The sequence below is a fragment of the Mycobacterium sp. C31M genome (assembly GCF_053345865.1).
Genome location: NZ_JBKFAX010000012.1, coordinates 37,639 through 61,017 on the forward strand (window position 1 = coordinate 37,639; position 23,379 = coordinate 61,017).

Below are 23,379 nucleotides of genomic sequence, written 5' to 3' on the forward strand. Positions count from 1 at the left end.
CATGGTTTTGCTGAGCGTCAAACGACCCGCGCCGACCGACCGCACCGGCCCGTTGCTACTCTCCCACAGCCGGCGAGCCGCTCAGATCGGAGTGTCGACGCCTGCCGCGGCGCGCGGAAAGAGTTCGCCGACATTGCCGACGCACGCAGGATCGCGGGTCTAAGGTGCTCACCGTGAGCAGACTCGGGTTAGCCGGAAACCGTGGACGGTGGCTGGCCCTGTCGATGTCCGTGGTCGTCTCGGCCGCGGTGCTCATCGCCCAGAATGCGACCCCGCCGCGCGAGCACGTCGAACTCTCCAAGCCCGCCGGCGCCACCGCCGGTCCCAAGGATCTGCCCGCTTTCAACACGAATCCCGGACAGGCTGCCACCGAGGCCGAACTACTGGCAGCCAGCGTGCCGGTGGAGCCGCGGGTGCTCGACTTCCCGTTGGACCCGGGTGTCGCGCCGGAATCCGGGCTGCAGGTCAAGACCATCTGGGTGGCGCGCGCGATCAGCATGATGTTTCCCGAGATCACCACGATCGGCGGTTACCGGCAGGATCCGCTCAAATGGCATCCCAACGGTCTGGCGATCGATGTCATGATCCCGAACCACAACAGCGACCAGGGAATCGAGCTCGGCAACCAGATCGCCGGGCTCGCGCTGGCCAACGCCGAGCGCTGGGGTGTCATCCACGTCATCTGGCGCCAGGGCTTCTACCCCGGGATCGGCGCCCCGAGTTGGACCGCCGACTACGGCTCGGAGACCCTCAACCACTTCGACCACATCCACATCGCCACCGATGGTGGCGGCTACCCCACCGGTGACGAGTCCTACTATCTGGGCTCCATGCGGCCCTGAGCTCAGACCGCGATCGAGCCCTCGCCACACTGCGCGATACCCGAGGTGCTCGGGTCCGCGCACACCGCGGTGAGCAGCGGCAGCTGATCCGGGTCGTACGGGGTGAAATCGGGGGCTGCCGGCGGCCAGAACGGGTAGATGCTGGCGCCGGTGACCCCGGTGATCCGCGCGACGATCTGCGCGACGAAGTTGGTCGCCACATAGCCGAGATCACCGAGGAACTCCACCGGGCCGACGGCCGCTCCGGCCAGGAAGCTCACCAGGAAAATATTCTGTCCGGCAACCGATTTCAGGCCGCCGACGACGGTGTCGACGAACTGGCCCAGGAAGTAGGGCACCGACGCGAAGATGGTCCGCGCGCCCAGGGCGATGTTGGTGATGGTGTCCGGGTAGCCGTTCTTCTCGATGAGGTCCTGCAGGGCGGCCCGCAGCGCGTCGTCGTTGTTGATCGGGGTGACGTTGTTGTTCAGCTCGGTCATCGATGTGCCGTCACTGCCCGCGCGCGGCGTGCCCCCGAAGAGGGTGACGACGGTCGGGGTGACGTCGACGATCTTGTACTGCAGGTTGATCAGGCCATTCCCCGGTCCGGAGCCGAAACCGTCACCGCGCACGATCACGAAAGTCTCGGTCTCGTCCGGTGATTGGAAGCCGTGGCCGAGACCGACCTGGGGCTGGTGCCCGTGGTCGGTGACCATGATGACCGTCCAGGACTCTCCGGTGGCCAGCTCCCAGGCGCGGACGTCCTCCATGATCTCGCCGAGGTTGCGGTCGAAGTTCAGCAGGGCGTTCTTGTACTGCTCCGAGGCGCCACCGTACATGTGGCCGACCTCGTCGACACCGACGAAGTAGCTGAAGATGAAGTTCGCGACGCTCGGGTCGGCGGCGGCGATGGCCGCCTCGGTGACATCGCCGACCAGATCGTCCGACAGCGCCCAATTGGGGTCGTTGGGCTGTTGGCCGATGTAGTGGATGGTGTCGGCCGGGTTGCCGCCCGCCGCGGCGATCGCGGCGATGACGTCCCAGTTCGCGATGGTCGTGGTCGCGATACCGTCGCCGTGTTCGTCTTCGAGCTGGTTGAACACCGTCGGGAACTTGTCGTAGGTCCACGGGGTGAAGATGTTGTTGATCACGCCGGTGCGCTCGCCCCAGAACCCGGTGAGGATCGAGCTCCAGGACGGGTTGGAGATGGTGGTGTGCCCGACGATGTTCGACGGAGCGGTGTTGCTCTCCTGGATGAGTTGGAAGAAGGCGGCGTTGGCGGGGTCGGCCAACACTCGGCTGAGGTTGGTACCGTCCACCCCGATCAGCAGGACGTTCTTGGTCTCCAGCGACGCCGTGGTGATGGCCTGCGGAGATGCGCTGCGGCGCAGCGCATTACGTTCGAGTTCGTCGCGCACGGCGGCCAGCGCGGCGACGGCGACGGCGGCTTCCAGCGGCGGTGCCTCCGGGTTGGTCTCGACCAGCGGTTGATCGGTGGCGGCGGTGGCGACAGCGACCGCTTCGGCGGAGTCGGCACCGCTGAGCACCGGGGCGGCCTGCTCGACGATCGCGGCCACGGTGGCCGTCGTGGTGGTCACGGTGGTCACCGCGGTCACGGCCCGGCTGGTGGTCGCCGGCGCGCGCGACGCCGCCGACTCGGTCGCTGCGCTCTCTGTCGTGACTGTCACCGTCACCGTCGTGGACGCGGCGGCGCGACGTTCCTCCAGCCGGGCCCGACTGGCGGCGCGCCGCTCGGCCGCACCGGCAGGGCCGGCCTGCCGGGCCGACTTCTTCGCGGTCTTCTTGGTGTCCTGCGCTGTGTCGGACTCGGTGGCCGTCGTGCTGCTTTCGGCGGCTTCTGATGACGGTGCCGAGGTGCCGGATGTCGAGGTCGATGAACTGTCAGAAGTCGAGGACTCACCACCGGTCGAGTCCGACGAACTCGTGCTCGAGCTCGAACTCGAGGCGTCACCGGTCGAATCCGCGAAGGCGGTGGGCGCGGAGGCCAGCGCGACACCGACGCCCAGTGTCACGGCCAATGCCCCCACCCGACCGATGTGCTTGGCGTAACCCATGAGCAGTCCTTTCGAAGACAAATGGATTCGCAGCGGTGCCCGAGGTGGTGCGACATTGCTATCGTCGCCACATCGTGGACATACGCTGCTCGGTGAAGCTGTACCGCAAATTACGCCTCGGACACCGTCCGGTGGCCGGGAATGCACGACTTGGTCTGGCCGTGTTGGCCGCGGCGGGCATCCTGGTCTCCTGCGCCGAGCCGACCTCGCCGGCCCAACCGCCATCGACCACGAATCCGGCCCCGACCGAAAGCGCAGCTCTGCCAACCCCTCCGCCCCCGCCTGTAGGTCCGCAACCGGCGCAGCCACGCCTGGCGGCCGACCCGGCGCAGATCGCCGATGATCTGGTCGGCGACGAACGGACATTGCGTGACCCGGCCGCGTCCGAGGATGCACTGCGCTCGGCGGCGCGCCGCCAACAGATGGCCTACCGGACCATCGGCCGCCACCCCGAGTGGGATGGCCAGGTGCGCCCACGGATCGCCCCGGAGTTGCTGGCCGGCTACGACCTGAATATCAGCGCCCGCCGTCAGCTCGACGCCCTGCTCACCAGCGAGGCCAACCCGACGCTGCCGGCATGGCGGATCATCGCACCGCGGCCCGCCGCGGAACTGCTCGGCCACTACCGCGAGGCCGAGGCGGCCTCGGGGGTCGGCTGGAACTATCTGGCCGCGGTGAACCTGATCGAGACCCGGCTGGGCAGTATCACCGGGACCAGCAGCGCGGGTGCGCAAGGGCCGATGCAGTTCCTGCCGTCGACCTTCGCGGCCTACGGCGAGGGTGGTGACATCTATGCGCCGCGGGACGCGATCCTGGCCGCCGGGCGCTACCTGGCCGCCAACGGTTTCACCGGCGACCCCGATCACGCGCTGTGGCGTTACAACAATTCCGACAACTACGTGCAGGCGGTCAAGGACTATGCGGCGGTGCTCGCCGTCGACCCGGCCGCGTTCGGCGGATACCACCGGTGGGAGGTGTACTACCGGACCACGGCCGGGGATGTGTTGCTGCCCATCGGATATGCGGCCGATTCGCCGGTCCTGGTGGCAGAATACGTCGCAGCGCACCCGCAGTGAGGAGACCCGTTGAGCGCGATGCCGATGTGGGCGCTGACGATCGTCTTCGTTGTTGCTGCGGGCGCCATCTGGGTCGCCGGCATCTCACTGGCCCGGCAGACCGACGTCCTGGCGATCCGCTGGAATCTGGGGTCGGCGATCGGTGGTGTGATCCTGCTGGCGGTGGCCACCAATCTGCCCGAGATCGCGATCGTCGCGAGTGCGTCCGAGGCTGGCCGTGTCGAGGTCGCCATCGGAAACATATTGGGCGGCATCGCCATCCAAACCGTGGTTCTGGTGGCGGTCGACTATTTCGGTGTCCGCGGTGAACGTCCGCTGAGCTATCAAGCCGCCTCGCTGGTACTGGTGGTCGAGGCGATCCTGGTGGTCGTGGTGTTGGCGTTGGTGATCATCGGGACACAACTGCCCGATAGTCTGATCGCACTGCGCGTCACCCCGGTGGGGGTGTTGATCACCGCGGCGTGGGTGGCCGGCCTACTGGTGGTGTGGCGGGCCAGCCGGTCACTACCGTGGCGACTGGCCGACGACGGGCCCGCCGAGCGGCCCGCGCCGACCGTGGAGAAGTCGGCGTCGACGGGTAAAGCGGTGCTGCTGTTCGGTATCGCCGCGGTGGCCACCCTTGTCGCGGGTGTGTGTTTGGAACGCACCGGCGATGTGTTGGCCGATCACCTCGGCCTGTCGGGAGCACTGTTCGGGGCAACGATCCTCGCCGTGGCGACCTCGTTGCCCGAACTGTCCACCGGGATCGCGTCGGCCCGCGAAGGTGACAGCCAGCTGGCCGTGTCGGACATCTTCGGCGGCAATGCCTTTCTGCCGGTGCTGTTCCTGATGGCGACACTGCTGTCCGGGCAGGCGGTGTTACCCGATGCGCAGCGCACCGATCTCTACCTGACGGCGCTGGGGATCGTGCTCACCCTCGTTTATGCCGTCGGCCTGATCATTCGACCACGACGACGCATCATCGGGATGGGCCCGGATTCGCTTGCGGTGCTGGTCCTCTACGCACTCGGTGTGGTGGGTCTGTTCGCCATCAGCGGGTGACAACGACCTTGCCGATCATCCGACCGGACTCGACGTCACGGTGAGCCTCCCGGATGCCCTCGGCATCGAACCCCCTGATGATCTTGGTGACGGTGGTGGCGATACCGCCACGATCCACCAGGTCGGCGGTCGCGGCCAGCAGTTTCTGCTGGGCGATCATGTCGTAGCCGAACAGCGACCGGGTGAACATCAACTCCCAGTGCCAGGCAATGCTTTTGGCCTTCAAGGACACCAGGTCCAAGCCGTCGGGCTCGTCGATGGCCGTGATGTGCCCGAACGGCCGCACGATATCGGCGTAGGTATCGATATTGCCCGCCGAATGCGGCGAGAACAGGTAGTCGACACCGTCGGGTGCGACGTCGAGTGCCTGCGCCCGCAGATCATGGTGGTCGATCACGGCGTCGGCACCCATCTTGTGCACCCACTCCCGGGAATCCGGGCGGCTCGCCGTGCCGATGACGCGCACCCGCGACAGCTTCTTGGCGAGCTGGATCATGATCGAACCGACGCCACCGGCCGATCCGAGCACCAACAGATCGCCGGTCGAGTCGGCCGTCAGCGCGAACCGCTCGAACAGCGACTCCCAGGCGGTGATGGTGGTCAGCGGTAGCGCGGCAGCCTCGGCGAAGGACAGCGAGGTGGGTTTGCGCGAGGCGATCCGTTCGTCGACGGCGTGCAACTCGGAGTTGGTACCGGGCCTGCTGACGTCGCCGGCGTACCAGACCTCGTCGCCGACCGACAGCGTTGTCACCGCGGAACCGACCGCCTCGACAACGCCGGCCGCATCGTGGCCGAGGATCGTCGGGGCATCCGAAAGCGGCAGGGAGCGGCGGCGTTTGATGTCGACGGGGTTGACCGAGACCGCCTCGACACGCACCAGAACATCATGGGGCCGCAGCCCGGGGACATCGATCTCGATGTCCTGCAAAGCCTTCGGTTCATCGACGGGCAACGCCGCGAATGAGGCGATCGCCTTCATGGTGGTCATGTCTACCTCTCATAGTGGTGTCGCCATCCCGACATGTCGGGACCGGCCTGTTTCTCTTCAACGATCGAACCGTGCATTTCATTTCCCGATTCCGACCATTGGAACCGAAACGTTGATGCATATCGCGTACATTGATCAATATGCCCAATGACAGCGCCAATCCGCACCGACGGGCGAGCAGTCCGCCCAACCCGAGAGCGATCATCGATGCCACCGATGCCCGGATCCTGTCGGCGCTCACCGATGACCCACGCGCACCGGTGATCGCGGTGGCCGACCGGGCGGGCCTGTCTCGGAATACGGTGCAGGCGCGGTTGGCACGACTGGAAGCCGACGGCGGACTGCTGTCGCTTGAGCGCCGGATCGATCCGGCGGCGCTCGGCTATCCACTCACCGCCTTCGTCCTGACCACCGTCACCCAACAAAAGCTCGGCGCCATCGCCACGGCGCTCGATTCGGTGCCCGAGGTGTTGGAGGTGCTCGGACTGAGCGGCTCGGCCGATCTGCTGATCCAGGTGGCCGCGCGCGACGCCGACGACCTGTACCGCATCGCCGGACTGATCCTGGACACCGACGGCGTCGAGAAGACGGTCACCTCGCTGGTCATGCGGCGACTCGTGGACTACCGGCTCACACCACTGCTGGAGCGGATCACCGGCGTTCACTGAATCCAACTGCTCGCACCTCCGCTCGGCCGACGAGCTACGTGGATTCAGTCTCGTCGTGCACCTGCTCGACTCGGCTGTACCCAGGTAGGTTTCGGGACGAAATTACCTACATGGCTTCAGTTTTCTCGCCGATCGGCCATCGATACTGAAGTCAGGTAGATCGGGGCGATCGATCCGGGTAGCTTGTCGGACCCGCTCTTTGGAATCGTGGTATGCCTCCTCCGAGCACGCCGTACGCCGAGCATGTGGTGTCGGTGGCGGATCGGACGCCGCCGACGGTTCCGATGACCACTACGCGGAGTTGGCCAAGACGGCGACGGTGACGCAGTTGCGGACCGCGGTCAAACAGGAACCCCAGTCCAAACCGGAACCGAAACGCGAACCCAAGCGCGACTTCATCAGCTACGAGCAGGACGGGTACACCACCTACCGGATCCGGTTGCCGAAGCTGGAGGGCACGGAGAGGGATGCGGCGATGGCCTCCCACAAGGACAAGCTGGTCGCGGACTGGACACGTGACCACGAGGCTCAGGACAGCCGTGATGCCGCCGGGCAGATACCGGCTGCGGGTGACCGACCGGTGGGGCAGCCTGCTGACCAGCGCGTCGCAGGCCCGGCCACCCACCGGGCCGGCCCCGCACGTCGCGCCCTGTCGCGGTCCGTCTGGGGAACGCGCCCAATGGTGGTGGTACACCCCCTACGAACCCAAGGACCCACCCGAAAACTGAGCGGGCTTCTGGGGCGGGACTACGCGGCGACGATGGGTCCCGGGGAGGGCTCGCCGGCGAGATCGGAGACGGCGAGCAGCAGCGGCGCGCACACCGCGCACGGCTGCGGACCGAGAACGGGATATCCACACCCCGGGCACAGACCCATCCGTCGCTCGCCCGCATTCGTCATCAGACTTCCTTCCGCCGTCGCACTTTGTACCCCACCCGCACCCGATTCATGCAATCGGCGGCGGCGACGTCGCCGAATGTCCGATTGATCGCTTTCCGGCGGGTGTTTCCGCGACGTACCGGCGCGCCGGAACCACCTTCCGGCCGATCAGCGGGAAGATACGGATGTGGCTTCTGATGCGAATGTGACTGATGGTGTGACGACGGCATCCGACGAACAGGTGGTCGCGGCACCCGAACCGACCGCTGCCGCGCCGGCGGCCGCCGATCCCACCGCCGACAACACCACCGCTCCTTCGACCGAACCGACGACTGTCAGCGGCCCGGCCCCGCAGCCCCCGAAACGGGAATGGTCGATGCCGAAGAACCCGGTGACCCGCCGGCACGTCGATGCAGCGGGACGGGTCGCGCTCGGTGCCGGCACTGCGCTGGCCAAACTCTGCGCCGCGATCGGACGCGGCATCGCCCGGATCGGCCGGGTCCTGCTCGCCGGGATCGAGACGGTACCGCCGGCATTACGCAACCTCGCGCTCGTCGCCGTGCTGATGCTGCTGGGCATCGTCGGCGCACTGGCCGGCGGGCAGGCACTGGCACTGATGTGCACGGTTGTAGTGGTGCCGGTATGCGCGATCATGCTCGGTGCACTCGGACATCGCTGGTTCGCCGCCGGTCGACCCGCCCACAGCGCCGAAGCAGTCTCCGACAGCGAGTTGCAGCGCTCGGTCGAATACATCGACAAGAAGCTCACGCTCGCGCTCAACGCCTTCGGTGCCGAGCGCAACCAGTCCGCGATGATCGCGCTGTTCCAGGCCAAGACGGCCATCGAACTGACCCTCGGCACCGAACAGGACACCGCACCGGTCGAGTCACTGCTCGCCATCGACGACCACACCGCCCGCCCTCGGATCCGCGCCGGCGCCAAATCGGCTTTGCGAGACAGCAATTCCCTGGCGGCCTCGTGAACGGCCAGGTCGCATTCATCGAGGATGACTACACCCTGGTCATCAACCGCGGCTCGCAGGCCGGTGTGACCGCAGGCATGGTTTTTGCCGTGCATTCCGAATCCGATCAGATGATCACCGACCCCGAGTCAGGTCGCGAACTGGGTCGGCTCACCCGCGAGAAGCTGCGGGTGAAGGTCTTCGACGTGCAACCGCTGTTCGCCCGGGCGCACACGATCGCGCGGACCGACGACTTCTACGGACTGTTCCAGGCGACCGCCGTGGTGACCGTCGATGTGGGTGACGCGGTGGAGCTCATCTCGGCGCAGCGCCAGGCGTCCGAGACTGGATAGTGCCCGCCGAACCTGCGGATTCGGTCAGTTTGCTGCGCGGTAAAGCATCGGCAGTCCATGCTGGGGTCAGACAGCCGCCCTCGACTCCTCGGGACCGCCCATGCCGACCGCCGAAGAACGCATCGAACGCCTCGCGCTGCTCGCCCGACTCAAGGCCACCTTCACTGAGGACCCGGAGTGGCCGTTTGCCGATCAGGTCAGCAGTGCGCACTTCTGGGCCTATCTGAAGAACGCACATGACGTCGGCGGCGAGCCGGACGTCCCCGCGGTGTATCAGAACAAGGAGGAGGAGCACTGGGAGCTGATGACCTACGTGCTCTGCGAAGTCCTTGGATGGCAGGGCATCTGGGTCTCGGAGGAACGTCGACGGCTGGCCAATGTCGACGTCGGGCGGTCCATCTATCTCGGGTGGCCCTATTACAGCCGCTGGCTCTGGTCGGTGGGGCGACTATTGATCGAGAAGAAACACATCACCTGGGGTGAGCTGACCGACCGCCTGGCCGAGGTGCAGCAGCGGTATGCCGGCCTGCCGCCAGGCTCGCACCTGGATGCACGGCCGAGGTTCGAAGGTGACGGCAGTGCGGTGCCGCGCAACAGGCACCATCAACACGCACAGGGTATCGGCGACCCGCAGGTGTTCGCCGGCCAGGCCGGGCCCGCACGGTTCGAGGTCGGTGATCCGGTCATCGTTCGGGATCTGCCGGCGATGTACTACACCCGGACTCCCGAGTACGTGCGTGGCGCGGCGGGGGTGATCGCCGATCTGGCCTACGAGAGTCCGGCGCCCGAGGACGAGACATGGGCCAACGAGGATGCGACACCCGAGTGGTTCTACATGGTCCGCTTCAAGCAGACCGAGCTGTGGGGCGGCACCTACACAGGTCCACCGAACGACACCCTGCAGACCGAGATCCCCGAGCGCTGGCTGACGCCGGCCCAGTCCTGACGAAAAGCCAAGAGAGAGACAGATGTCCGACGATCACGACCACGATCACGACCACGTCCGGACCGTCAAGCCGATGGTCGACGAGATCACCGAATTCGAAGTACTGGAGATCGCCCTACGCGAATTGTGCATCGAGAAGGGGCTTTTCACCGCCGCACAGCACCGGCACTTCACCGAGTTCGCCGAGCATATCGGCCCCACCCCCGCCGCCCGGTTGATCGCCAAGGCCTGGCTGGACCCGGAGTTCAAGGCACTGGTGCTGGCCGATCCCATCGGCGCCTGCAAAGAGGTCGGTGTCGACTGGCTGGCACCGACCGGATTCGGCACGCCGAGTGACTTCGTCGCACTGAAGGTCCTCGAGGACACCGAGGCTGTGCACCATGTCATCGTGTGCGCGCTGTGTTCCTGTTACCCGCGACCGATCCTGGGCAACTCGCCCGAGTGGTATCGGACACCGAATTACCGGCGCCGCATCGTACGGTGGCCGCGTCAGGTGCTCTCCGAGTTCGGTCTCGACCTGCCAGACGGTGTCGAGGTGCGGATCGAAGATTCCAATCAGAAACACCGCTTCATGGTGATGCCGATGCGCCCGACCGGCACCGACGACTGGACCGAGGATCAACTGACCGAGATCCTGACCCGGGACTGCCTGATCGGCGTCGCACTGCCGACACCGGGTGTCACCACCAACGTCATCACCGCCACCCGGCCCGCCGCCGATCCGATCTGAGCCCACGATGAGCGAATCCGACAACGATCCCATCAACACCCTTGCCGATATCGCCCGTCGCAACGACACCTGGCCACAGATGGCGGCCAAATACGGCGTCGAGAACGAACTGCCGCCGTGGAAGACCAGTCTCGACGGGCTCACCGATGCCCTGGATCACGGGGCGTGCGCCGGGCAGTTCACCTTCAAGGAGCGCCGCGACGAAGAGGACGTCCTGGTCGCCGGCCCCTACAGTGACCTGCCCTACCCGGAGAATCAACTTGTCGCCCTGGCACATTCGTTGATCGCCCACGGCGTGATCGACGAGAGCGAGCTCCGCGAACGGCTCGCCACCATTCGCCGTCGGCTGGAGGCCTGAATCAGTCGATCCCGCGGGCGATCATCGCCTCGTTGAAATCGTCTGCCGCGCGCAGCGCGCCGACGATCACCGGTACGAATACGATGCGCGGGGTGACCCGCAGCCCGCGCGCCCGGCGGGCCTCGTCGACCCGCCGGATGATGTCGATCAGCAGCGGGATGGACCTGATCGTCAGGGCCAGCGCGACGGCGACCTGCCGAACCGGGAAACCGAACCGCGCCAGCGGCGCCATCGCCCGCGTCGCGGCATCCAGCATCGCCGTCGTCCGGGTCGTCAACGTCACCATCGCGGCCAGCGCCACCGACAGCAGCAGCACTCCGCACACCACCAGGGCACGCCGCCAATCGGTCAGCACGATCTGCAGGACGAAGATGAAGCCGACCACCCAGAAGACCTGGCGCAGTTGCCGTATCAGCACCAGCATCGGCAGCCGGGCCGACAGTGTCGCCAGCACCACGGCCGCGGCCGCCACGGCGAGCCGCACCGGCGAAGTCACCAACAGCGTCATCGTCACGATCAGCGCACCCAGGCCGAGCAGCTTGGTGCCGGCTGGTAGCCGGTGCAGCCACGTCACCCCGGGCCGGTAGTCCCCCAGCACGGTCACGCCATCAACCGCCGGTAGGCAGCGAGGGCGACCGCCGGGACGTCGTCGGCGACCACGCGGCCGTCGTCGAGCACGATGATCCGTTCGGCATCGTCGACCAGTTCCAGATCGTGGGTGACGATCACCAGCTGGGTGTCCAAGGTGGCGAAGGCTTCCCGCAGCATCCGCGCATTGCGCATATCGAGCAGTGTGGTCGGCTCGTCGGCCACCACGATGGCCGGTTCGGTCACCAGCACCGTCGCCAATGCCAGCAGCTGCTTCTGACCGCCGGACAACAGGTGAGCGGGTTGGTCGGCATGCCCGGCGAGGCCGAACCGTTCCAGCACCTCGGTCACCCGCGCCGCGCGGACGGTCTTGTCCAGCGGAAGCCGGGACAGCGACAGCTCCACATCTTCGGCGACAGTCGGCATCAGGATCTGACGGTCCGGGTCGGTGAACACGAAGCCGACCAGCCGACGGACCTGCTTGGCCGCCCGCCGGGTATCGCGGCCATGCACCCGCACCGCGCCTGTATCCGGGAGCACCAGGCCGTTGAACAGCCGTGCCAGCGTGGACTTTCCGCTGCCATTGGCCCCGACGATCCCGACACGGCGCTCGGCGATCGTCAGCGAGACATCGCGCAGCACGGGACGTTCGCCGAAGGTATGCGAGACACCATCGACGACGACCGCGGGCGGCTCATCAGTCATGGGAAGCCCGCCACGGAGTGATCAGACCGGGCCGGGCCTTGTGCACCTGCGCGGCCACGAACCCGCACAGCACCGCCTTGGCGATATCACCGGGAATGTAGATCCCATTGGTGGACAACGCCGCCCACCACGACAGGTCGGTGCGCAGCATCAGACCGACGGTGCCGAAGCCGTAGATGACGGCCATACCGCCGACGATGTTGATACCGATCCCCCATAGCACCCGGTAGCGCGGCATCATCAGCGCGGTCAGTAGTCCGATGACGATGACCGCGGGCAGCCAGCCGACGAAAAACCCGGCGGTCGGCGAGGACAGCGAGACCAGTCCGGTCCGGCCGCCGGCCAGGATCGGCAGCCCGGCGATGGCCAGCACCGCGAACAGCGCGATCGCCAGCGCGCCCTTGCGCGGGCCGAGGATCGATCCGGCCAGCATGACGCCGAGGGTCTGCAGGGTGATCGGCACCCCGCTCGGGCCGATGGTCAGTGTGCCGGGCAGGCCGAGGGCGGCCAGCAGTCCGGCGAACACCGCCGCCTGGGTCAGGTCACCGGTCTCGATGCGGCCGAACCGACCGGGCTTGGATGTCTGAGCACTCACCGGCGGAATTATGGTCGACGGCCCGAAGACGGTGGTGAGTCCCCCGCCGCGACGCTCGCTGAGCAACTCTCAGCGTTTCGCGGGCGTCCTGATTGACGGCTCTCCCGGCGGGGTACCGGTGATCTTGAAACTGGGACAACCGCGGAGGTAGCACGCACACATGCTCGACATCAGCCCACTCACCTGGGGTGTGACCGTAGGCGTGATCATCGCGCTGCTGGCGGTGGATCTGCTGTTGGCGGCCCTGCGCCCGCATCGGGTCGGATTCAAGGAGGCCACCGCCTGGTCGGTGTTCTACATCCTGGTGGCGGTGGCCTTCGGGGTGTGGTTCGCGATGGCCTACGGCGGCGACGCGGGCACCGAGTACTTCGCCGGCTACCTGGTCGAGAAGAGCTTGTCGGTCGACAACCTGTTCGTCTTCGTCATCATCATGACGACGTTCGCCGTGCCCGAGGAACACCAGCACAAAGTGCTCACCTTCGGCATCATCCTGGCGCTGATCATGCGGGCCATCTTCATCGCGCTGGGCGCGACGCTGCTGTCGCTGTTCAGCTTCATGTTCCTTGTGTTCGGCCTATTGCTGATCTACACCGCCATCCAACTGTTCCGACACCGCGACGAGGATCCCGATGTCGAGAACAACTTCGTGGTGCGCGCGACCCGCCGGTTCCTGCCCGTCACCGACGACTACGACGGCGGCAAGCTGTTCACCCGCGCGAACGGCCGCCGGATGGCCACCCCGATGCTCGCGGTGCTGATCGCGATCGGCAGCGTGGATCTGCTGTTCGCGCTGGATTCGATCCCCGCGGTGTTCGGCATCACCAGCGAGGCCTATATCGTTTTCGCCGCCAACGCCTTCGCGCTACTCGGCCTGCGGGCACTGTTCTTTCTCGTCAAGGGTCTGCTGGACAGACTGGTGTACCTGTCCACCGGGTTGTCGATCATCCTCGCGTTCATCGGCGTCAAGCTGGTGCTGCACTGGGGCCACGTCGACATCAACCCGAACATCCCGGAGATCAACACCTATCTGAGCCTGGTCGTGATCATCGTCATCCTGGTGATCGTCACCGTCGCCAGCCTGATCAAGACCCGCCGCGATCCGTCGGCCAAGGCGCATCCGGGTTCGCTGCGCGCCAGCACCCGCAAGCCTGATGAGGATCCCGGCGCCGCTCGCTAAATTGATCCGGTGACCACGCCGCCGATAACGACCTGGGCGCCACTGCGGGCGCCTGTCTTCCGCGCGCTGTGGATCGCACAGTTCGTCTCCAACCTGGGCACCTGGATGCAGACGGTCGGCGCGCAGTGGATGCTGGTCGGCGATCCGCGGGCGGCCGTCCTGGTGCCGCTGGTACAGACCGCGACGACGCTGCCGGTGATGCTGCTGGCGCTGCCGTCCGGCGTGCTGGCCGACCTGATCGACCGGCGGCGACTGTTGATCGCCACCCAGGGCGCGATGGCCGCAACCGTCGGACTGCTGGCCGTGCTGACCGGGTTCGGGCTGACCACGCCGACGGTGCTGTTGCTACTGCTGTTCCTGATCGGCTGCGGGGCCGCGCTGACCATGCCGGCCTGGCAGGCCATCCAGCCGGATCTGGTTCCGGCCCAGCAGATCCCGGCGGCCGCGGCGTTGGGCAGCATGAGTATGAACGGCGCGCGGGCCATCGGCCCGGCGATCGCGGGCGCGCTGGTGTCGCTGTCCGGGCCCGAGGTGGTGTTCGGCCTCAACGCGGTGTCGTTCGCCGGCACCGTTGCGGTGCTGCTGTGGTGGCGCCGGCCGGCCACGGAGCAGAACTTTCCGTCCGAGCGTGCATTGGCGGCGCTGAGCGCCGGTGGCCGCTACATCCGTAGTTCGCCGATCGTGCGGCGGATCCTGTTGCGGACGGCGTTGTTCATCGGGCCGGCCAGCGCACTGTGGGGCCTGCTCCCGGTGATCGCGGACCGCAAGCTGGGCCTGTCGGCCTCCGGGTACGGCCTGCTGCTGGGGGCGTTGGGCGTGGGAGCGCTGCTCGGTGCGCTCGCCCTGTCCCGGTTGCGGTCCCGCTTCGGCGAGAACTCGCTGCTGCTGGTCGCCGCCACCGGATTCGGTGCGTCGACAACAGTTCTGGCCCTGGTGGACAACTTCGCCCTGGTACTGGTGGCGTTGGTGTTCGGTGGCACGGCCTGGCTGCTGTGCCTGTCTACGCTCAATGCGTCGATGCAACTGAGCCTGCCGGGCTGGGTGCGGGCCCGGGGGCTGTCGGTGTATCAGCTGACCTTCATGGGCGGTCAAGCGGTCGGGTCGCTGGTATGGGGTTTGATCGCTGGAGCGACGACCCCGGTCATCAGCCTGCTGATCAGTGCCGGACTGCTGGGCATGTGCGCGCTGTCGCTGGTGTGGTGGCCGTTGCACGCCAAGACCGGGAACATCGATCTGAGCCTGTCCACACACTGGCCGGAGCCGGCGCTGGTGTTCGAGCCCGAACCGTTGGACGGCCCGGTGCTGGTGATGACCGAGTACCGCGTCGACGCGGCCGACGAGACGGAGTTTTTCGCGGCGATGTCGGTACTGGGTCGGTCCCGGCAGCGCACCGGTGCGGCGCGATGGCGACTGTATCGCAGCATCGAACGGGAGCGGGTCTTTGTCGAGACGTTCATCGTGCGATCCTGGGGTGAGCACCTGCACCAGCACCACACCCGGCAGACCGGGCAGGATCTGCTCATCGAGCAGGGGGTCGCCCGGTTCGTCGACGGGGTGTCCCATCATCTGATCGCGGTGCGCACTACTCGGTGACGCCGAGCTCGTCGAGCAGGTATCGGACACGCCGCTCGATGGCATCGCGAATGGGCCGCACCGCATCCACGCCTTGGCCGGCCGGATCTGGCAGTTCCCAGTTCTCGTAACGCTTTCCGGGGTAGTACGGGCAGCTGTCCCCGCAGCCCATCGTGACGACGACATCGGCGGCGCGCACGATCTCGTCGGTCCAGGGCTTGGGATACTCACCGGTGATGTCGATGCCGACCTCAGCCATCACCGTGACGGCTGCGGGATTGATCCGGTCGGCCGGTTCCGAGCCGCCCGACCATGCCACCGCACGGCCGGCGGCGAGCCGGTTGAAGTATCCGAGCGCCATCTGGGAGCGCCCCGCGTTGTGGGTGCACAGGAACAACACCGTCGGTTGGTCGGTCACGTTGCGCTCCTTGCCTCGGTGAAACGGTCTCGCAGCGCCAACGACACATAGACCAGGGCCAGCAGCACGGGGACCTCGATGAGTGGCCCGACGACACCGGCCAGCGCCTGACCCGATGTAGCACCGTAGGTGGCGATGGCCACCGCGATGGCGAGTTCGAAGTTGTTGCCGGCGGCGGTCAACGCGAGTGTGGTGGTGCGCCGGTAGCCGAGTCCGAGGATCGCGCCGAGCAGGTAGCCGCCGCCCCACATGACGGCGAAGTACACCAACAGCGGCGCCGCGATCCGCGCGACGTCCAGCGGTCGGCTGGTGATCTGTTCACCCTGCAGCGCGAACAGGATGACGATGGTGAACAGCAAGCCGTACAGTGCCCAGGGGCCGATCCGCGGCAGGAAGGTCTCCTCATACCAGTTGCGCCCCTTCACTTTCTCGCCGAAACGTCGAGACAGGTATCCCGCCAGCAGCGGGATACCGAGGAAGATCAGCACGGACTTGGCGATCTGCCGGGCGAGGCGTCGATGGTGGTCTGCGGCAGGCCGAGCCAGCCCGGCAGCACCGTCAGGTAAAACCAGCCGAGCACCGCGAACATGACGACCTGGAACATGGAGTTGAGCGCGACGAGCACGGCCGCGGCCTCCCGATCGCCGCACGCCAGGTCGTTCCAGATGATGACCATCGCGATACAGCGGGCCAGCCCGACGATGATCAGGCCGGTGCGGTATTCGGGCAGGTCGGGCAGCATCAGCCAGGCCAGCGCGAACATAAGGGCCGGGCCGATAACCCAATTGAGCAGCAACGAGCTCAGTAGGAGTCGGCGGTCGCCGGTGACGGTGCCGAGGCGGTCATAACGCACCTTGGCCAGCACCGGGTACATCATGACCAGTAGTCCGAGCGCGATGGGCAGCGAGATCCCATCGAGCTGAACGAGATTCAGGAGCTCGGCCAACTCCGGCACGGACCGGCCCAGCACCAGCCCGGCCAGCATCGCCGCGGCGATCCAGACCGGGAGCCACCGGTCCATCGACGAGAGCTTGGTGACGACCGGTGCGGTCATGACGCTGTGCAGCAGTTGCTTTCGGCCACCGACTCCTGCGCAGAGAGCGTCTCGGAGTCGGCGAGAACCGTGTAGACCTCCCACTTCTCCCCCGCGGGACCGGTGACCCAGACCTTGTCCTGCGTGGCGAAGCAGCAGGTCGTGCCGATCTCCTCATCGGTGAACAATCCCTCACCCGTGAGTCTGGCAGTCTCGGCGTGCACGATCGCGCTGGACTCCACCTCTACACCGAGGTGGTTGAGGGTGCCGCCCTGACCGGGGTTCTCCAGCAGCACCAGTTTCAACGGCGGTTGCGCGATGGCGAAGTTCGCGTAGCCCGGCTTGATCTTGACCGGGACGGTGTCGAACAGCTTGGAGTAGAACGTGATTGCCTCATCCAGATCATCAACGTTGAGGGCGAGCTGCATACGGGACACGGTGGACGCTCCTTACCTGTGCGACTTATGTCGAAACATCACTCTTCCCACCTTTTCGACTTATGTCAACACACAGGGGTATGCTGGCCGGGTGCCCAAGACGCTGCCGATTATCGACATGACCGCACCCGTGTGCTGCGCCCCGGTGGCGGCGGGCCCGATGAGTGACGATGCCGCACTCGAAGTCGCGCTGCGCCTCAAGGCACTCGCCGACCCGGCGCGGGTCAAGATCATGTCCCTGTTGTTCAGCTCAGCCGCCGGCGAGGAGAACAGCGGCGACCTGGCGGCTTCGCTCGGACTCTCGGAATCCACCGCCAGCCATCACCTGGCGCAGCTGCGCAAGGCCGGGTTCGTGGAATCGGACCGGCGCGGTATGAACGTCTACCACCGGCCGAGCCGGGATGCGGTGGGCGCGCTGTGCGCCGTACTGGATCCGAACTGCTGCGCCTGACAGCCCTATTCGGCGCGAGACAGCTCTTCGATCCGTTGCGCCACCCGCGCCAGCGCCTCGTCGAACACCTCGACCTTTCGTTGCGCTTCTCGTTGGCCGGCGCGGCGGCACCACGACCGCCCTCGGCCTCGACCCGGGCCGCGCCCTGGCGGCGTAGCAGGCTGAAATTCTTCTCCCGTGCGGTACGCAATCGGCCCTGCAGGTCCTTCAGCGATTGTTCGTCTATGCGGGCCAGCGCTTCGGGATGACTCTCGCCGATCAATGAGTCTTCCTCAGGGGTCAGGTTCACGTGGTGGTTGCTCACCACAGTTTCACCGCCTGCCGCGGGTTCATCCGGCAGTCGAATCGCCAGATGATGGGCTGACATTCATCGGGCAGCGGCCTTCCCCGCGGATTCGATCGCGGCGCAGGCATGCTCGAACCGTGCCCATTCCTGCGCGGTCGGCCGCTCACCGGCGTCCGAGACGATCGAGGTGCTGACCTCCGGGGCGGGCAGGCCCGCGGCGTCGATCAGACCGGCGAGGTTGGCGAGCTGCCCGGCCGGACTGTCCTCGTAGCTCTGGAAGACCCGCTTCTGCAACCATTTCCGGGCTTCCAAGGCCCCCGAGGCGATGTCGGGTGCGGGAGCCGTGATTTGCGAGCCGCAGCGTCGGAACTGTTCGTCGAAGCGGTCCTCCCAGAACTCCGTTCTCCAGCCCGGCCACAGCCGAGGTAACCAGCGCAGCAGCCCGGGAATCGGTTGGTTCATCCACAGGCCGAGCGTCTTGTTCGGGACATTGATGTAGACACCGCTCTCCGGCAGGATCTCCATCTGCAGCGACGGCTCACCGGGGCCCGGCAGCATCTCGAGCACCTTGGGTCCGTGCCAGGCCGCGCTGCTGCCCCAGCACAGCGGCCATGCCCGCACCCGGCCGATGCGATCGATGACGGTCACGAGGTGATGCAGGTGCGCGGGGTCCTTGGTCAGCGTCAGCTCCGGTTCAGAAGGTATGTCCCGCAACGGGACAGGAGCACCTACGTACGCCGCGATCTCCGCCGTGGCACCGTACGCCCAGGAGATCGAGTAGCCCGGCCACTGCATCTCCAGGACAGCGAACATGGCGCGCCGCTCGTTCACCGTGGACATGAGCTCCTCGCCGAAAAACAGCAGCCGGCGTTCGACCGGGTCGAGCACCAGCCCGCCATCGGACCACAGTTCGTCGGTCCAGAAGTCGCTGGTCTGCTGCGCCAGGATGTAGCGGGTTGCCAACTCGGGTCCCGCAAGCAATGCGTCGAGCAGCCGACATCCACCCCAGTGCGAGTACCGCAGCTGCCAGCCGTCGTGATCCACCAACACGATGTTGGCTCGATTTCCCATGATGTCCCCCTACCGGACGGGCACCGCCGTCGTGACGGCGCGCTCTTGTCCGGCAGTATTCGCCGAGACTCCGACAACCTCGGCAGTCAAGTGGGCGATCATGCGGTGTTGCCCATATTGGAGCGATGTTGTGACGTGAGACGCATTGCTGTCCGCCCCCTCGCCCTGCGGTAGCCACGGGGTCAAAACCCGCTGGGTGACGCCCGTACACCGACTCGCCGAGTCGGCCTCATAGCGCCAAATTGGCGCACAGTGCAGTGGCGCGGGCCACGTCGGGCGACGTAACGACGATTTGCCTTGCTCCGCGCACCCGCAGATAGGGTGCCCGCCGTGAGCAGACCATTGTCAACCAAAGCCCGGCGCCGCGGGTCGGCGGCCCTGGCTCTGGTGAGCACCTCGGCCGCCACATTCCTCGTCACCGGCGCGGACGCCGTCGCCAGCGCGCCGCCACCACCGCCGTGCTGCATGGAGATCGTGACACCGGCAGCGCAGGTCGCAGCCATCGCCGCGGCCCACCGTGTCGTCAGTCCGCTGCTGCCGGTCGGCGTGGCGCCCGAGAAGGGCCTGCAGATCGAGACGATCCTGACCGCCCGCGCGGTCAGCGGGATGTTCCCCGAGATTCTCAAGATCGGCGGAGTGCGGCCGGACTCCATGCGATGGCATCCCGACGGACTCGCGATCGACGTGATGATCCCGAATTATCAGACCGAGGAAGGCAAGGCCCTCGGCGACCGCATTGTCGCCTTCGTCCTGGAGAACGCCCAGCGCTTCGGCTTGAACCATGCGCTGTGGCGGCAGACCTCCTACGGCCCGAACCGACCGCCGCGCCCGATGAGCAGCCGGGGTTCGGACACCGCCAACCATTACGACCACGTGCACATCGCCACCAACGGCGGCGGATACCCGAAGGGCAGCGAGGTTTACCTGCGCTGAGCGCAGCGGCCGTCTACGCGTCCCGTGTCGACGTGTAGTAGGTGACGCCGTTCATCGTCTGTCGATCGTCATCAGCCTGCGGAATCGACTCCAACCCGTGCCCGTCGAGTAGCCGGGCCATCGGCGTACCCACCGACGTCCAACCGCGCGAATCGAGATAGGGCCCGACGTCGTGGCGTTCACCCTCGAAAGCGACGATGCCGAAATCGGGTTCGAATCCGTGCTCGCGCCACTTCGCGGTCGCCTTGTGCATGAATTCGCGGGCCACGTCGGGATCCATGTCACCGGTGTTCGGGACGGCCTCGGTGCCGAGCCTGCTGCCCGACGCGCTCAATGCGGTGACGGTGTCGAGCAGCGCATCCTGGGCGTTCGGTGGCAGGTATCCGAACAGACCTTCGGCGATCCACGCCGTCGGCGTCTCGGGTTGGAAGCCGGCCCGGCGCAACGCCGTCGGCCAGTCGTCGCGCAGGTCGATCGCGACCGGGCGGAAGTCGGCCCGGGGCGCGGCATCCAGGTCCGCCAACGTCGTGGTCTTGAATTCCAGGACGGCCGGTTGATCGATCTCGAACACCGTCGTCCCGGCGGGCCACTGCATCCGATAGGCGCGGGTATCGAGACCAGAGGCCAGGATGACCACCTGACGGATGCCCGCCGCCACCGCAGCGGCCAGAAATTCGTCGAAGTACCGGGTGCGCGCCGCAATCGATGCCGGCATCTGGGCCAGGCCCCAAGAACTGCCCTCGACGTCGAGGTCTGCGGCCAACAGGTCGCCGGTGGCCCAGCGGGTCAGGAAGTCCACGCCGACGCCGCGCACCAATGCCTCGGCGTACGGATCGTCGATGTCACCGCTGGCGGTGGCGATGGCACGCGCCGCCGCGACCATGGTCGCCGTGGTCCCCACGCTGGTGGCCGGATCCCACGCATCATCGGTAGGTGTCATACAACCGACCCTACCGACTCATCGGCACAACACGGCGGCGTCGCAACATGGTCACGACGAGATATGTTGCGATACAGCTATTCTCGCAACAACGTCAGTGGCGCACGTCGTCACCGACGAGTGCAACCAGCCGCCACATTGCTGCAGTGTGAACCAGACTTGCACGTACCGCAATAGACCCGGGCACCCACCGCCGTAGCGGATTGACGCGGAAGTCGATGACATTCAAGGCCGCCGGTAGGTCATCGTCCACACGACCTGCGCCGACGGGTCGTACTCGTTGCCCTCTCACGGATCCCCCGCGATGTGCAGGTGTGCATCGGGGTGCCGGCGAACATGATCATGGTCCCGGCGTCGCGCATCACGGTCGACAGCCCGGTGCGCTCGGCGGTGAACGGCCAGATGAGCATCCAGTGCGGGCCGATCGGGATCAGCGGGCTGGTGCGATCGAACGGGTCGGTGTAACTGTGTTGCACGGCCCCGTTGAGCATGTAGATCAAGCCGGGAGATGTGTTGGTGGGAGCGGGTTTTCCGGCCATGATGTCCATGAACCACTGCATGCCCATCTCGTCGGCGCACATATCGGCCGACGCCGTTTCCATCCCGGGCATACAGGTCCAGCCGTTGGAGCCGTCGCGCAGCACCGTCATCGTGCCGTCTGCGTTCATCTCGACGACCTTCGCGCCGTCGCGGATCGCCGGCGGGCCAGACCGCAGGGCACGGTCGATGCGGTATCCGGTGATCACGTCGGACATTGTCGGGTCCTCTCGTTCGGCCTATCAGTGATGACTGCTCCGCACCGTTCCCGGTGCCCTCACCGCTGGCTACCAAAGGTGGTTTCCTGCTAGCCGGAACAACCGAACCGACCGGAACAACTCCGATATCAGCGAGGTAGTTTGAGCTATGACGACAACCTTCCCGCTTGGCCCGTTCACGGTGAGTCGCGTCGGATTCGGCGCCATGCAGTTGCCCGGCCCCGGGGTGATGGGTCCACCGCGCGATCACGACCAGGCCATCGCCGTGCTGAAGCGGGCCGTGGAACTGGGTGTCGACCATATCGACACCGCGCAGTTCTACGGGCCGAACGTGTCCAACGAACTGATCCGCGAGGCGCTGCACCCCTACCCCGCGAACCTGGCCCTGGTCAGCAAGGTCGGCGCACGCCGCAACGACGAGGGCGAGTGGCTTGCCGCCCAGCAGCCCGATGACCTGCGCGCTGACATCGAACAGAACCTGGAGACACTCGGCACGGATCGACTGGCCGCGGTCAATCTCCGCATCCATGCCGATGACCCGACCAGTGTCGGGACGGTCGATCGGGAGTTGTTCGACCGGCAGTTGACGGCCATGATCGCCGCTCGCGACGAGGGCCTCATCGCGGGGATCGGGCTGTCCAGCGTATCGCTCGAACATCTGCGAATCGCATTGGACCGCACCGAGATCGTCACCGTGCAGAACGCCTACAACGTGCTCGACCGCACCTCGCAACCGGTGCTGGACCTGTGTACCGAACATGGCGTCTCGTTCGTGCCGTTCTTCCCGCTCGGTTCGGGTTTCAACCCCGACAACCCGGTGCTGAACAACGCCACGGTCAAAAAGACCGCCGCCGACCTGGGCTATACGCCGGCCCAGATCGTGCTGGCGTGGACGCTGTCGGTAGCGCCCAACGTGCTGCTGATCCCGGGCACGTCGTCGGTGGCCCACCTGGAGGAGAACCTCGCGATCGCCGACATCGTGCTGCCGGCGGATTTCACTCCGTAGTCGAGTCCTCGGCCTGTGCCGCCTGGCGGTAGAAGGGTTCGACCGTGCCGGTGACCTTGACGACCATCGGGTTTCCGCGGCGATCCTTGGCGGTGGGGACTTCGACCCGCACCCAGCCCTCGGCCACGTCGTACTCGTGCACATTTGTCTTCTCGACGCCGTTGACGAGAATGCCTACGCCACGGATGAGCGCCTCTTCGTTGTAGAAGGCGCTGCGCGGATCGATGGAGAGGTGGTTCGGCGGAACGTCTGTGTTCTGAGGCTCGGACATGTTGGCTTTCGTCGATTGGTGCGTGGGTCTGACTCTCCAAGAACCTACGCGACCCGGTGGTGGCGAGTTCAGACGGCGAGCCTACATTTCCGGCATGGCGGCAGTGCAACCGATCCGGGTCGTGATCTGGGGCCCCGGCGGCATGGGCAGGCCCTGGCGGCCACGTTGAACTCGCGGCAGGCACGGACGTCGTCACCGTCGCCCTGCTCGGAACTGGTCACCCGTACTCGTTGACACAAATATGT

At 66.5% G+C, this 23,379-nt stretch carries 27 protein-coding genes and 1 pseudogene; 16 read left to right on the forward strand and 12 right to left on the reverse strand.

All coding sequences use genetic code 11. The features are described from left to right. The first annotated feature begins 224 nt into the window (after positions 1-224). Positions 225-842, forward strand: a complete 618-nt coding sequence (locus ACLBYA_RS18755) for a glycoside hydrolase (RefSeq protein WP_447711112.1) — start codon at positions 225-227, stop codon at positions 840-842. Positions 843-844: 2 nt separating this feature from the next. Here the strand turns inward: ACLBYA_RS18755 and ACLBYA_RS18760 are convergent, their stop codons facing one another. Beyond that, complete coding sequence (locus tag ACLBYA_RS18760; RefSeq protein ID WP_447710941.1) at positions 845-2,419, reverse strand: alkaline phosphatase family protein; 1,575 nt, start codon at positions 2,417-2,419, stop codon at positions 845-847. Here ACLBYA_RS18760 and ACLBYA_RS18765 point away from each other — a divergent pair. The 3 genes from ACLBYA_RS18765 (at position 2,409) to ACLBYA_RS18775 (ending at position 5,013) form a co-directional block, all read left to right on the forward strand. Further along, positions 2,409-2,891, forward strand: a complete 483-nt coding sequence (locus tag ACLBYA_RS18765; RefSeq protein WP_447710942.1) for a hypothetical protein — start codon at positions 2,409-2,411, stop codon at positions 2,889-2,891. The two genes, ACLBYA_RS18760 and ACLBYA_RS18765, sit on opposite strands and share 11 nt — an antisense overlap. A gap of 103 nt (positions 2,892-2,994) precedes the next feature. After that, positions 2,995-3,972 carry a transglycosylase SLT domain-containing protein gene (locus tag ACLBYA_RS18770; protein WP_447711113.1) on the forward strand — a complete coding sequence of 326 codons (978 nt, stop codon included), beginning with the start codon at positions 2,995-2,997 and terminating at the stop codon, positions 3,970-3,972. 18 nt (positions 3,973-3,990) lie between these two features. Then, complete coding sequence (locus ACLBYA_RS18775; protein ID WP_447711114.1) at positions 3,991-5,013, forward strand: sodium:calcium antiporter; 1,023 nt, start codon at positions 3,991-3,993, stop codon at positions 5,011-5,013. On the opposite strand, the gene ACLBYA_RS18780 is transcribed toward ACLBYA_RS18775, so the two are convergent. Next, positions 5,003-6,001, reverse strand: a complete 999-nt coding sequence (locus ACLBYA_RS18780) for a zinc-binding alcohol dehydrogenase family protein (RefSeq protein ID WP_447710943.1) — start codon at positions 5,999-6,001, stop codon at positions 5,003-5,005. The genes ACLBYA_RS18775 and ACLBYA_RS18780 overlap by 11 nt on opposite strands. 140 nt (positions 6,002-6,141) lie before the next feature. Here ACLBYA_RS18780 and ACLBYA_RS18785 point away from each other — a divergent pair, with 140 nt between their 5' ends. Both ACLBYA_RS18785 and ACLBYA_RS18790 read left to right on the forward strand, forming a co-directional pair. Further along, positions 6,142-6,669 (forward strand): Lrp/AsnC family transcriptional regulator, encoded by a 528-nt coding sequence (locus ACLBYA_RS18785; RefSeq protein WP_447710944.1) that lies wholly within the window; start codon positions 6,142-6,144, stop codon positions 6,667-6,669. A 542-nt stretch (positions 6,670-7,211) separates the two neighbouring features. Then, positions 7,212-7,397 (forward strand): hypothetical protein, encoded by a 186-nt coding sequence (locus tag ACLBYA_RS18790; protein ID WP_447710945.1) that lies wholly within the window; start codon positions 7,212-7,214, stop codon positions 7,395-7,397. A gap of 19 nt (positions 7,398-7,416) precedes the next feature. On the opposite strand, the gene ACLBYA_RS18795 is transcribed toward ACLBYA_RS18790, so the two are convergent. Further along, positions 7,417-7,569: a hypothetical protein gene (locus tag ACLBYA_RS18795; RefSeq protein WP_447710946.1), complete on the reverse strand. Its 153-nt coding sequence runs from the start codon at positions 7,567-7,569 to the stop codon at positions 7,417-7,419. A gap of 196 nt (positions 7,570-7,765) precedes the next feature. Here ACLBYA_RS18795 and ACLBYA_RS18800 point away from each other — a divergent pair, with 196 nt between their 5' ends. The 5 genes from ACLBYA_RS18800 to ACLBYA_RS18820 all read left to right on the forward strand — a co-directional run bounded on the left by ACLBYA_RS18800 (position 7,766) and on the right by ACLBYA_RS18820 (position 10,896). Beyond that, positions 7,766-8,530 carry a hypothetical protein gene (locus ACLBYA_RS18800; RefSeq protein WP_447710947.1) on the forward strand — a complete coding sequence of 255 codons (765 nt, stop codon included), beginning with the start codon at positions 7,766-7,768 and terminating at the stop codon, positions 8,528-8,530. Next, on the forward strand, positions 8,527-8,862 hold the full coding sequence (locus tag ACLBYA_RS18805) for a hypothetical protein (RefSeq protein ID WP_447710948.1): 336 nt from the start codon (positions 8,527-8,529) through the stop codon (positions 8,860-8,862). The genes ACLBYA_RS18800 and ACLBYA_RS18805 overlap by 4 nt, the downstream gene beginning before the upstream one ends. 100 nt (positions 8,863-8,962) lie before the next feature. After that, complete coding sequence (locus tag ACLBYA_RS18810; protein ID WP_447710949.1) at positions 8,963-9,808, forward strand: SH3-like domain-containing protein; 846 nt, start codon at positions 8,963-8,965, stop codon at positions 9,806-9,808. 22 nt (positions 9,809-9,830) lie between these two features. Next, the gene (gene scnC, locus ACLBYA_RS18815; RefSeq protein ID WP_447710950.1) at positions 9,831-10,538 is read left to right on the forward strand and encodes a thiocyanate hydrolase subunit gamma; all 708 of its coding nucleotides are present in this window, start codon (positions 9,831-9,833) and stop codon (positions 10,536-10,538) included. A gap of 7 nt (positions 10,539-10,545) precedes the next feature. Beyond that, entirely contained in the window at positions 10,546-10,896 is a 351-nt protein-coding gene (locus ACLBYA_RS18820) for a thiocyanate hydrolase (RefSeq protein ID WP_447710951.1), read from the forward strand. A 1-nt stretch (position 10,897) separates the two neighbouring features. Here ACLBYA_RS18820 and ACLBYA_RS18825 read toward each other — a convergent pair whose 3' ends face one another. The 3 genes from ACLBYA_RS18825 to ACLBYA_RS18835 are packed head-to-tail and all read right to left on the reverse strand — an operon-like array spanning position 10,898 to position 12,784. Further along, positions 10,898-11,500 (reverse strand): energy-coupling factor transporter transmembrane component T family protein, encoded by a 603-nt coding sequence (locus ACLBYA_RS18825; protein WP_447710952.1) that lies wholly within the window; start codon positions 11,498-11,500, stop codon positions 10,898-10,900. Then, positions 11,497-12,189 carry an energy-coupling factor ABC transporter ATP-binding protein gene (locus tag ACLBYA_RS18830; RefSeq protein ID WP_447710953.1) on the reverse strand — a complete coding sequence of 231 codons (693 nt, stop codon included), beginning with the start codon at positions 12,187-12,189 and terminating at the stop codon, positions 11,497-11,499. Before ACLBYA_RS18830 ends, ACLBYA_RS18825 begins: the two co-directional genes overlap by 4 nt. Next, positions 12,182-12,784 (reverse strand): biotin transporter BioY, encoded by a 603-nt coding sequence (locus tag ACLBYA_RS18835; RefSeq protein ID WP_447710954.1) that lies wholly within the window; start codon positions 12,782-12,784, stop codon positions 12,182-12,184. Before ACLBYA_RS18835 ends, ACLBYA_RS18830 begins: the two co-directional genes overlap by 8 nt. A 160-nt stretch (positions 12,785-12,944) precedes the next feature. Between ACLBYA_RS18835 and ACLBYA_RS18840 the strand changes: the two genes are divergently transcribed. Both ACLBYA_RS18840 and ACLBYA_RS18845 read left to right on the forward strand, forming a co-directional pair. After that, the gene (locus ACLBYA_RS18840) at positions 12,945-13,961 is read left to right on the forward strand and encodes a TerC family protein (RefSeq protein ID WP_447710955.1); all 1,017 of its coding nucleotides are present in this window, start codon (positions 12,945-12,947) and stop codon (positions 13,959-13,961) included. A 9-nt stretch (positions 13,962-13,970) separates the two neighbouring features. Continuing rightward, positions 13,971-15,554 carry an MFS transporter gene (locus tag ACLBYA_RS18845; RefSeq protein WP_447710956.1) on the forward strand — a complete coding sequence of 528 codons (1,584 nt, stop codon included), beginning with the start codon at positions 13,971-13,973 and terminating at the stop codon, positions 15,552-15,554. Here ACLBYA_RS18845 and arsB read toward each other — a convergent pair. Together arsB and ACLBYA_RS18855 are read right to left on the reverse strand one after the other, a co-directional pair. Beyond that, positions 15,544-17,005, reverse strand: a pseudogene (gene arsB / locus ACLBYA_RS18850) (ACR3 family arsenite efflux transporter). The gene ACLBYA_RS18845 and the pseudogene arsB overlap by 11 nt on opposite strands. After that, positions 17,002-17,421, reverse strand: coding sequence for an ArsI/CadI family heavy metal resistance metalloenzyme (locus ACLBYA_RS18855; protein ID WP_447710957.1), 420 nt, complete (start codon positions 17,419-17,421; stop codon positions 17,002-17,004). The pseudogene arsB and the gene ACLBYA_RS18855 overlap by 4 nt, the downstream one beginning before the upstream one ends. A gap of 91 nt (positions 17,422-17,512) precedes the next feature. Here ACLBYA_RS18855 and ACLBYA_RS18860 point away from each other — a divergent pair, with 91 nt between their 5' ends. Further along, entirely contained in the window at positions 17,513-17,872 is a 360-nt protein-coding gene (locus ACLBYA_RS18860; protein WP_447710958.1) for an Rv2640c family ArsR-like transcriptional regulator, read from the forward strand. 367 nt (positions 17,873-18,239) lie between these two features. Here ACLBYA_RS18860 and ACLBYA_RS18865 read toward each other — a convergent pair whose 3' ends face one another. Next, positions 18,240-19,229 carry a hypothetical protein gene (locus tag ACLBYA_RS18865; RefSeq protein WP_447710959.1) on the reverse strand — a complete coding sequence of 330 codons (990 nt, stop codon included), beginning with the start codon at positions 19,227-19,229 and terminating at the stop codon, positions 18,240-18,242. Between the two features lie 330 nt (positions 19,230-19,559). Here ACLBYA_RS18865 and ACLBYA_RS18870 point away from each other — a divergent pair, with 330 nt between their 5' ends. Beyond that, complete coding sequence (locus ACLBYA_RS18870; protein ID WP_447710960.1) at positions 19,560-20,162, forward strand: hypothetical protein; 603 nt, start codon at positions 19,560-19,562, stop codon at positions 20,160-20,162. A 13-nt stretch (positions 20,163-20,175) separates the two neighbouring features. Here the strand turns inward: ACLBYA_RS18870 and ACLBYA_RS18875 are convergent, their stop codons facing one another. Next, positions 20,176-21,102 carry an SAM-dependent methyltransferase gene (locus ACLBYA_RS18875; RefSeq protein ID WP_447710961.1) on the reverse strand — a complete coding sequence of 309 codons (927 nt, stop codon included), beginning with the start codon at positions 21,100-21,102 and terminating at the stop codon, positions 20,176-20,178. A gap of 242 nt (positions 21,103-21,344) precedes the next feature. Next, a complete protein-coding gene (locus ACLBYA_RS18880) occupies positions 21,345-21,857 on the reverse strand; it encodes a hypothetical protein (protein ID WP_447710962.1) in 513 nt (170 codons plus the stop codon). A gap of 148 nt (positions 21,858-22,005) precedes the next feature. Here ACLBYA_RS18880 and ACLBYA_RS18885 point away from each other — a divergent pair, with 148 nt between their 5' ends. After that, positions 22,006-22,863 carry an oxidoreductase gene (locus ACLBYA_RS18885; protein ID WP_447710963.1) on the forward strand — a complete coding sequence of 286 codons (858 nt, stop codon included), beginning with the start codon at positions 22,006-22,008 and terminating at the stop codon, positions 22,861-22,863. On the opposite strand, the gene ACLBYA_RS18890 is transcribed toward ACLBYA_RS18885, so the two are convergent. Beyond that, positions 22,853-23,134, reverse strand: coding sequence for a DUF3297 family protein (locus tag ACLBYA_RS18890; protein WP_447710964.1), 282 nt, complete (start codon positions 23,132-23,134; stop codon positions 22,853-22,855). The genes ACLBYA_RS18885 and ACLBYA_RS18890 overlap by 11 nt on opposite strands. Between the last annotated feature and the right edge of the window lie 245 nt (positions 23,135-23,379).

Coding starts and splice junctions, on each gene's coding strand:
- ACLBYA_RS18890 (WP_447710964.1), bottom strand. CDS start 23,134: ATGTCCGAGCCTCAGAACACAGACGTTCCGCCGAACCACCTCTCCATC.
- ACLBYA_RS18755 (WP_447711112.1), top strand. CDS start 225: ATGTCCGTGGTCGTCTCGGCCGCGGTGCTCATCGCCCAGAATGCGACC.
- ACLBYA_RS18790 (WP_447710945.1), top strand. CDS start 7,212: ATGCCGCCGGGCAGATACCGGCTGCGGGTGACCGACCGGTGGGGCAGC.
- ACLBYA_RS18810 (WP_447710949.1), top strand. CDS start 8,963: ATGCCGACCGCCGAAGAACGCATCGAACGCCTCGCGCTGCTCGCCCGA.
- ACLBYA_RS18775 (WP_447711114.1), top strand. CDS start 3,991: ATGCCGATGTGGGCGCTGACGATCGTCTTCGTTGTTGCTGCGGGCGCC.
- scnC (WP_447710950.1), top strand. CDS start 9,831: ATGTCCGACGATCACGACCACGATCACGACCACGTCCGGACCGTCAAG.
- ACLBYA_RS18785 (WP_447710944.1), top strand. CDS start 6,142: ATGCCCAATGACAGCGCCAATCCGCACCGACGGGCGAGCAGTCCGCCC.
- ACLBYA_RS18795 (WP_447710946.1), bottom strand. CDS start 7,569: ATGACGAATGCGGGCGAGCGACGGATGGGTCTGTGCCCGGGGTGTGGA.
- ACLBYA_RS18865 (WP_447710959.1), bottom strand. CDS start 19,229: ATGGGAAATCGAGCCAACATCGTGTTGGTGGATCACGACGGCTGGCAG.
- ACLBYA_RS18780 (WP_447710943.1), bottom strand. CDS start 6,001: ATGACCACCATGAAGGCGATCGCCTCATTCGCGGCGTTGCCCGTCGAT.
- ACLBYA_RS18820 (WP_447710951.1), top strand. CDS start 10,546: ATGAGCGAATCCGACAACGATCCCATCAACACCCTTGCCGATATCGCC.
- ACLBYA_RS18830 (WP_447710953.1), bottom strand. CDS start 12,189: ATGACTGATGAGCCGCCCGCGGTCGTCGTCGATGGTGTCTCGCATACC.
- ACLBYA_RS18880 (WP_447710962.1), bottom strand. CDS start 21,857: ATGTCCGACGTGATCACCGGATACCGCATCGACCGTGCCCTGCGGTCT.
- ACLBYA_RS18885 (WP_447710963.1), top strand. CDS start 22,006: ATGACGACAACCTTCCCGCTTGGCCCGTTCACGGTGAGTCGCGTCGGA.
- ACLBYA_RS18875 (WP_447710961.1), bottom strand. CDS start 21,102: ATGACACCTACCGATGATGCGTGGGATCCGGCCACCAGCGTGGGGACC.
- ACLBYA_RS18840 (WP_447710955.1), top strand. CDS start 12,945: ATGCTCGACATCAGCCCACTCACCTGGGGTGTGACCGTAGGCGTGATC.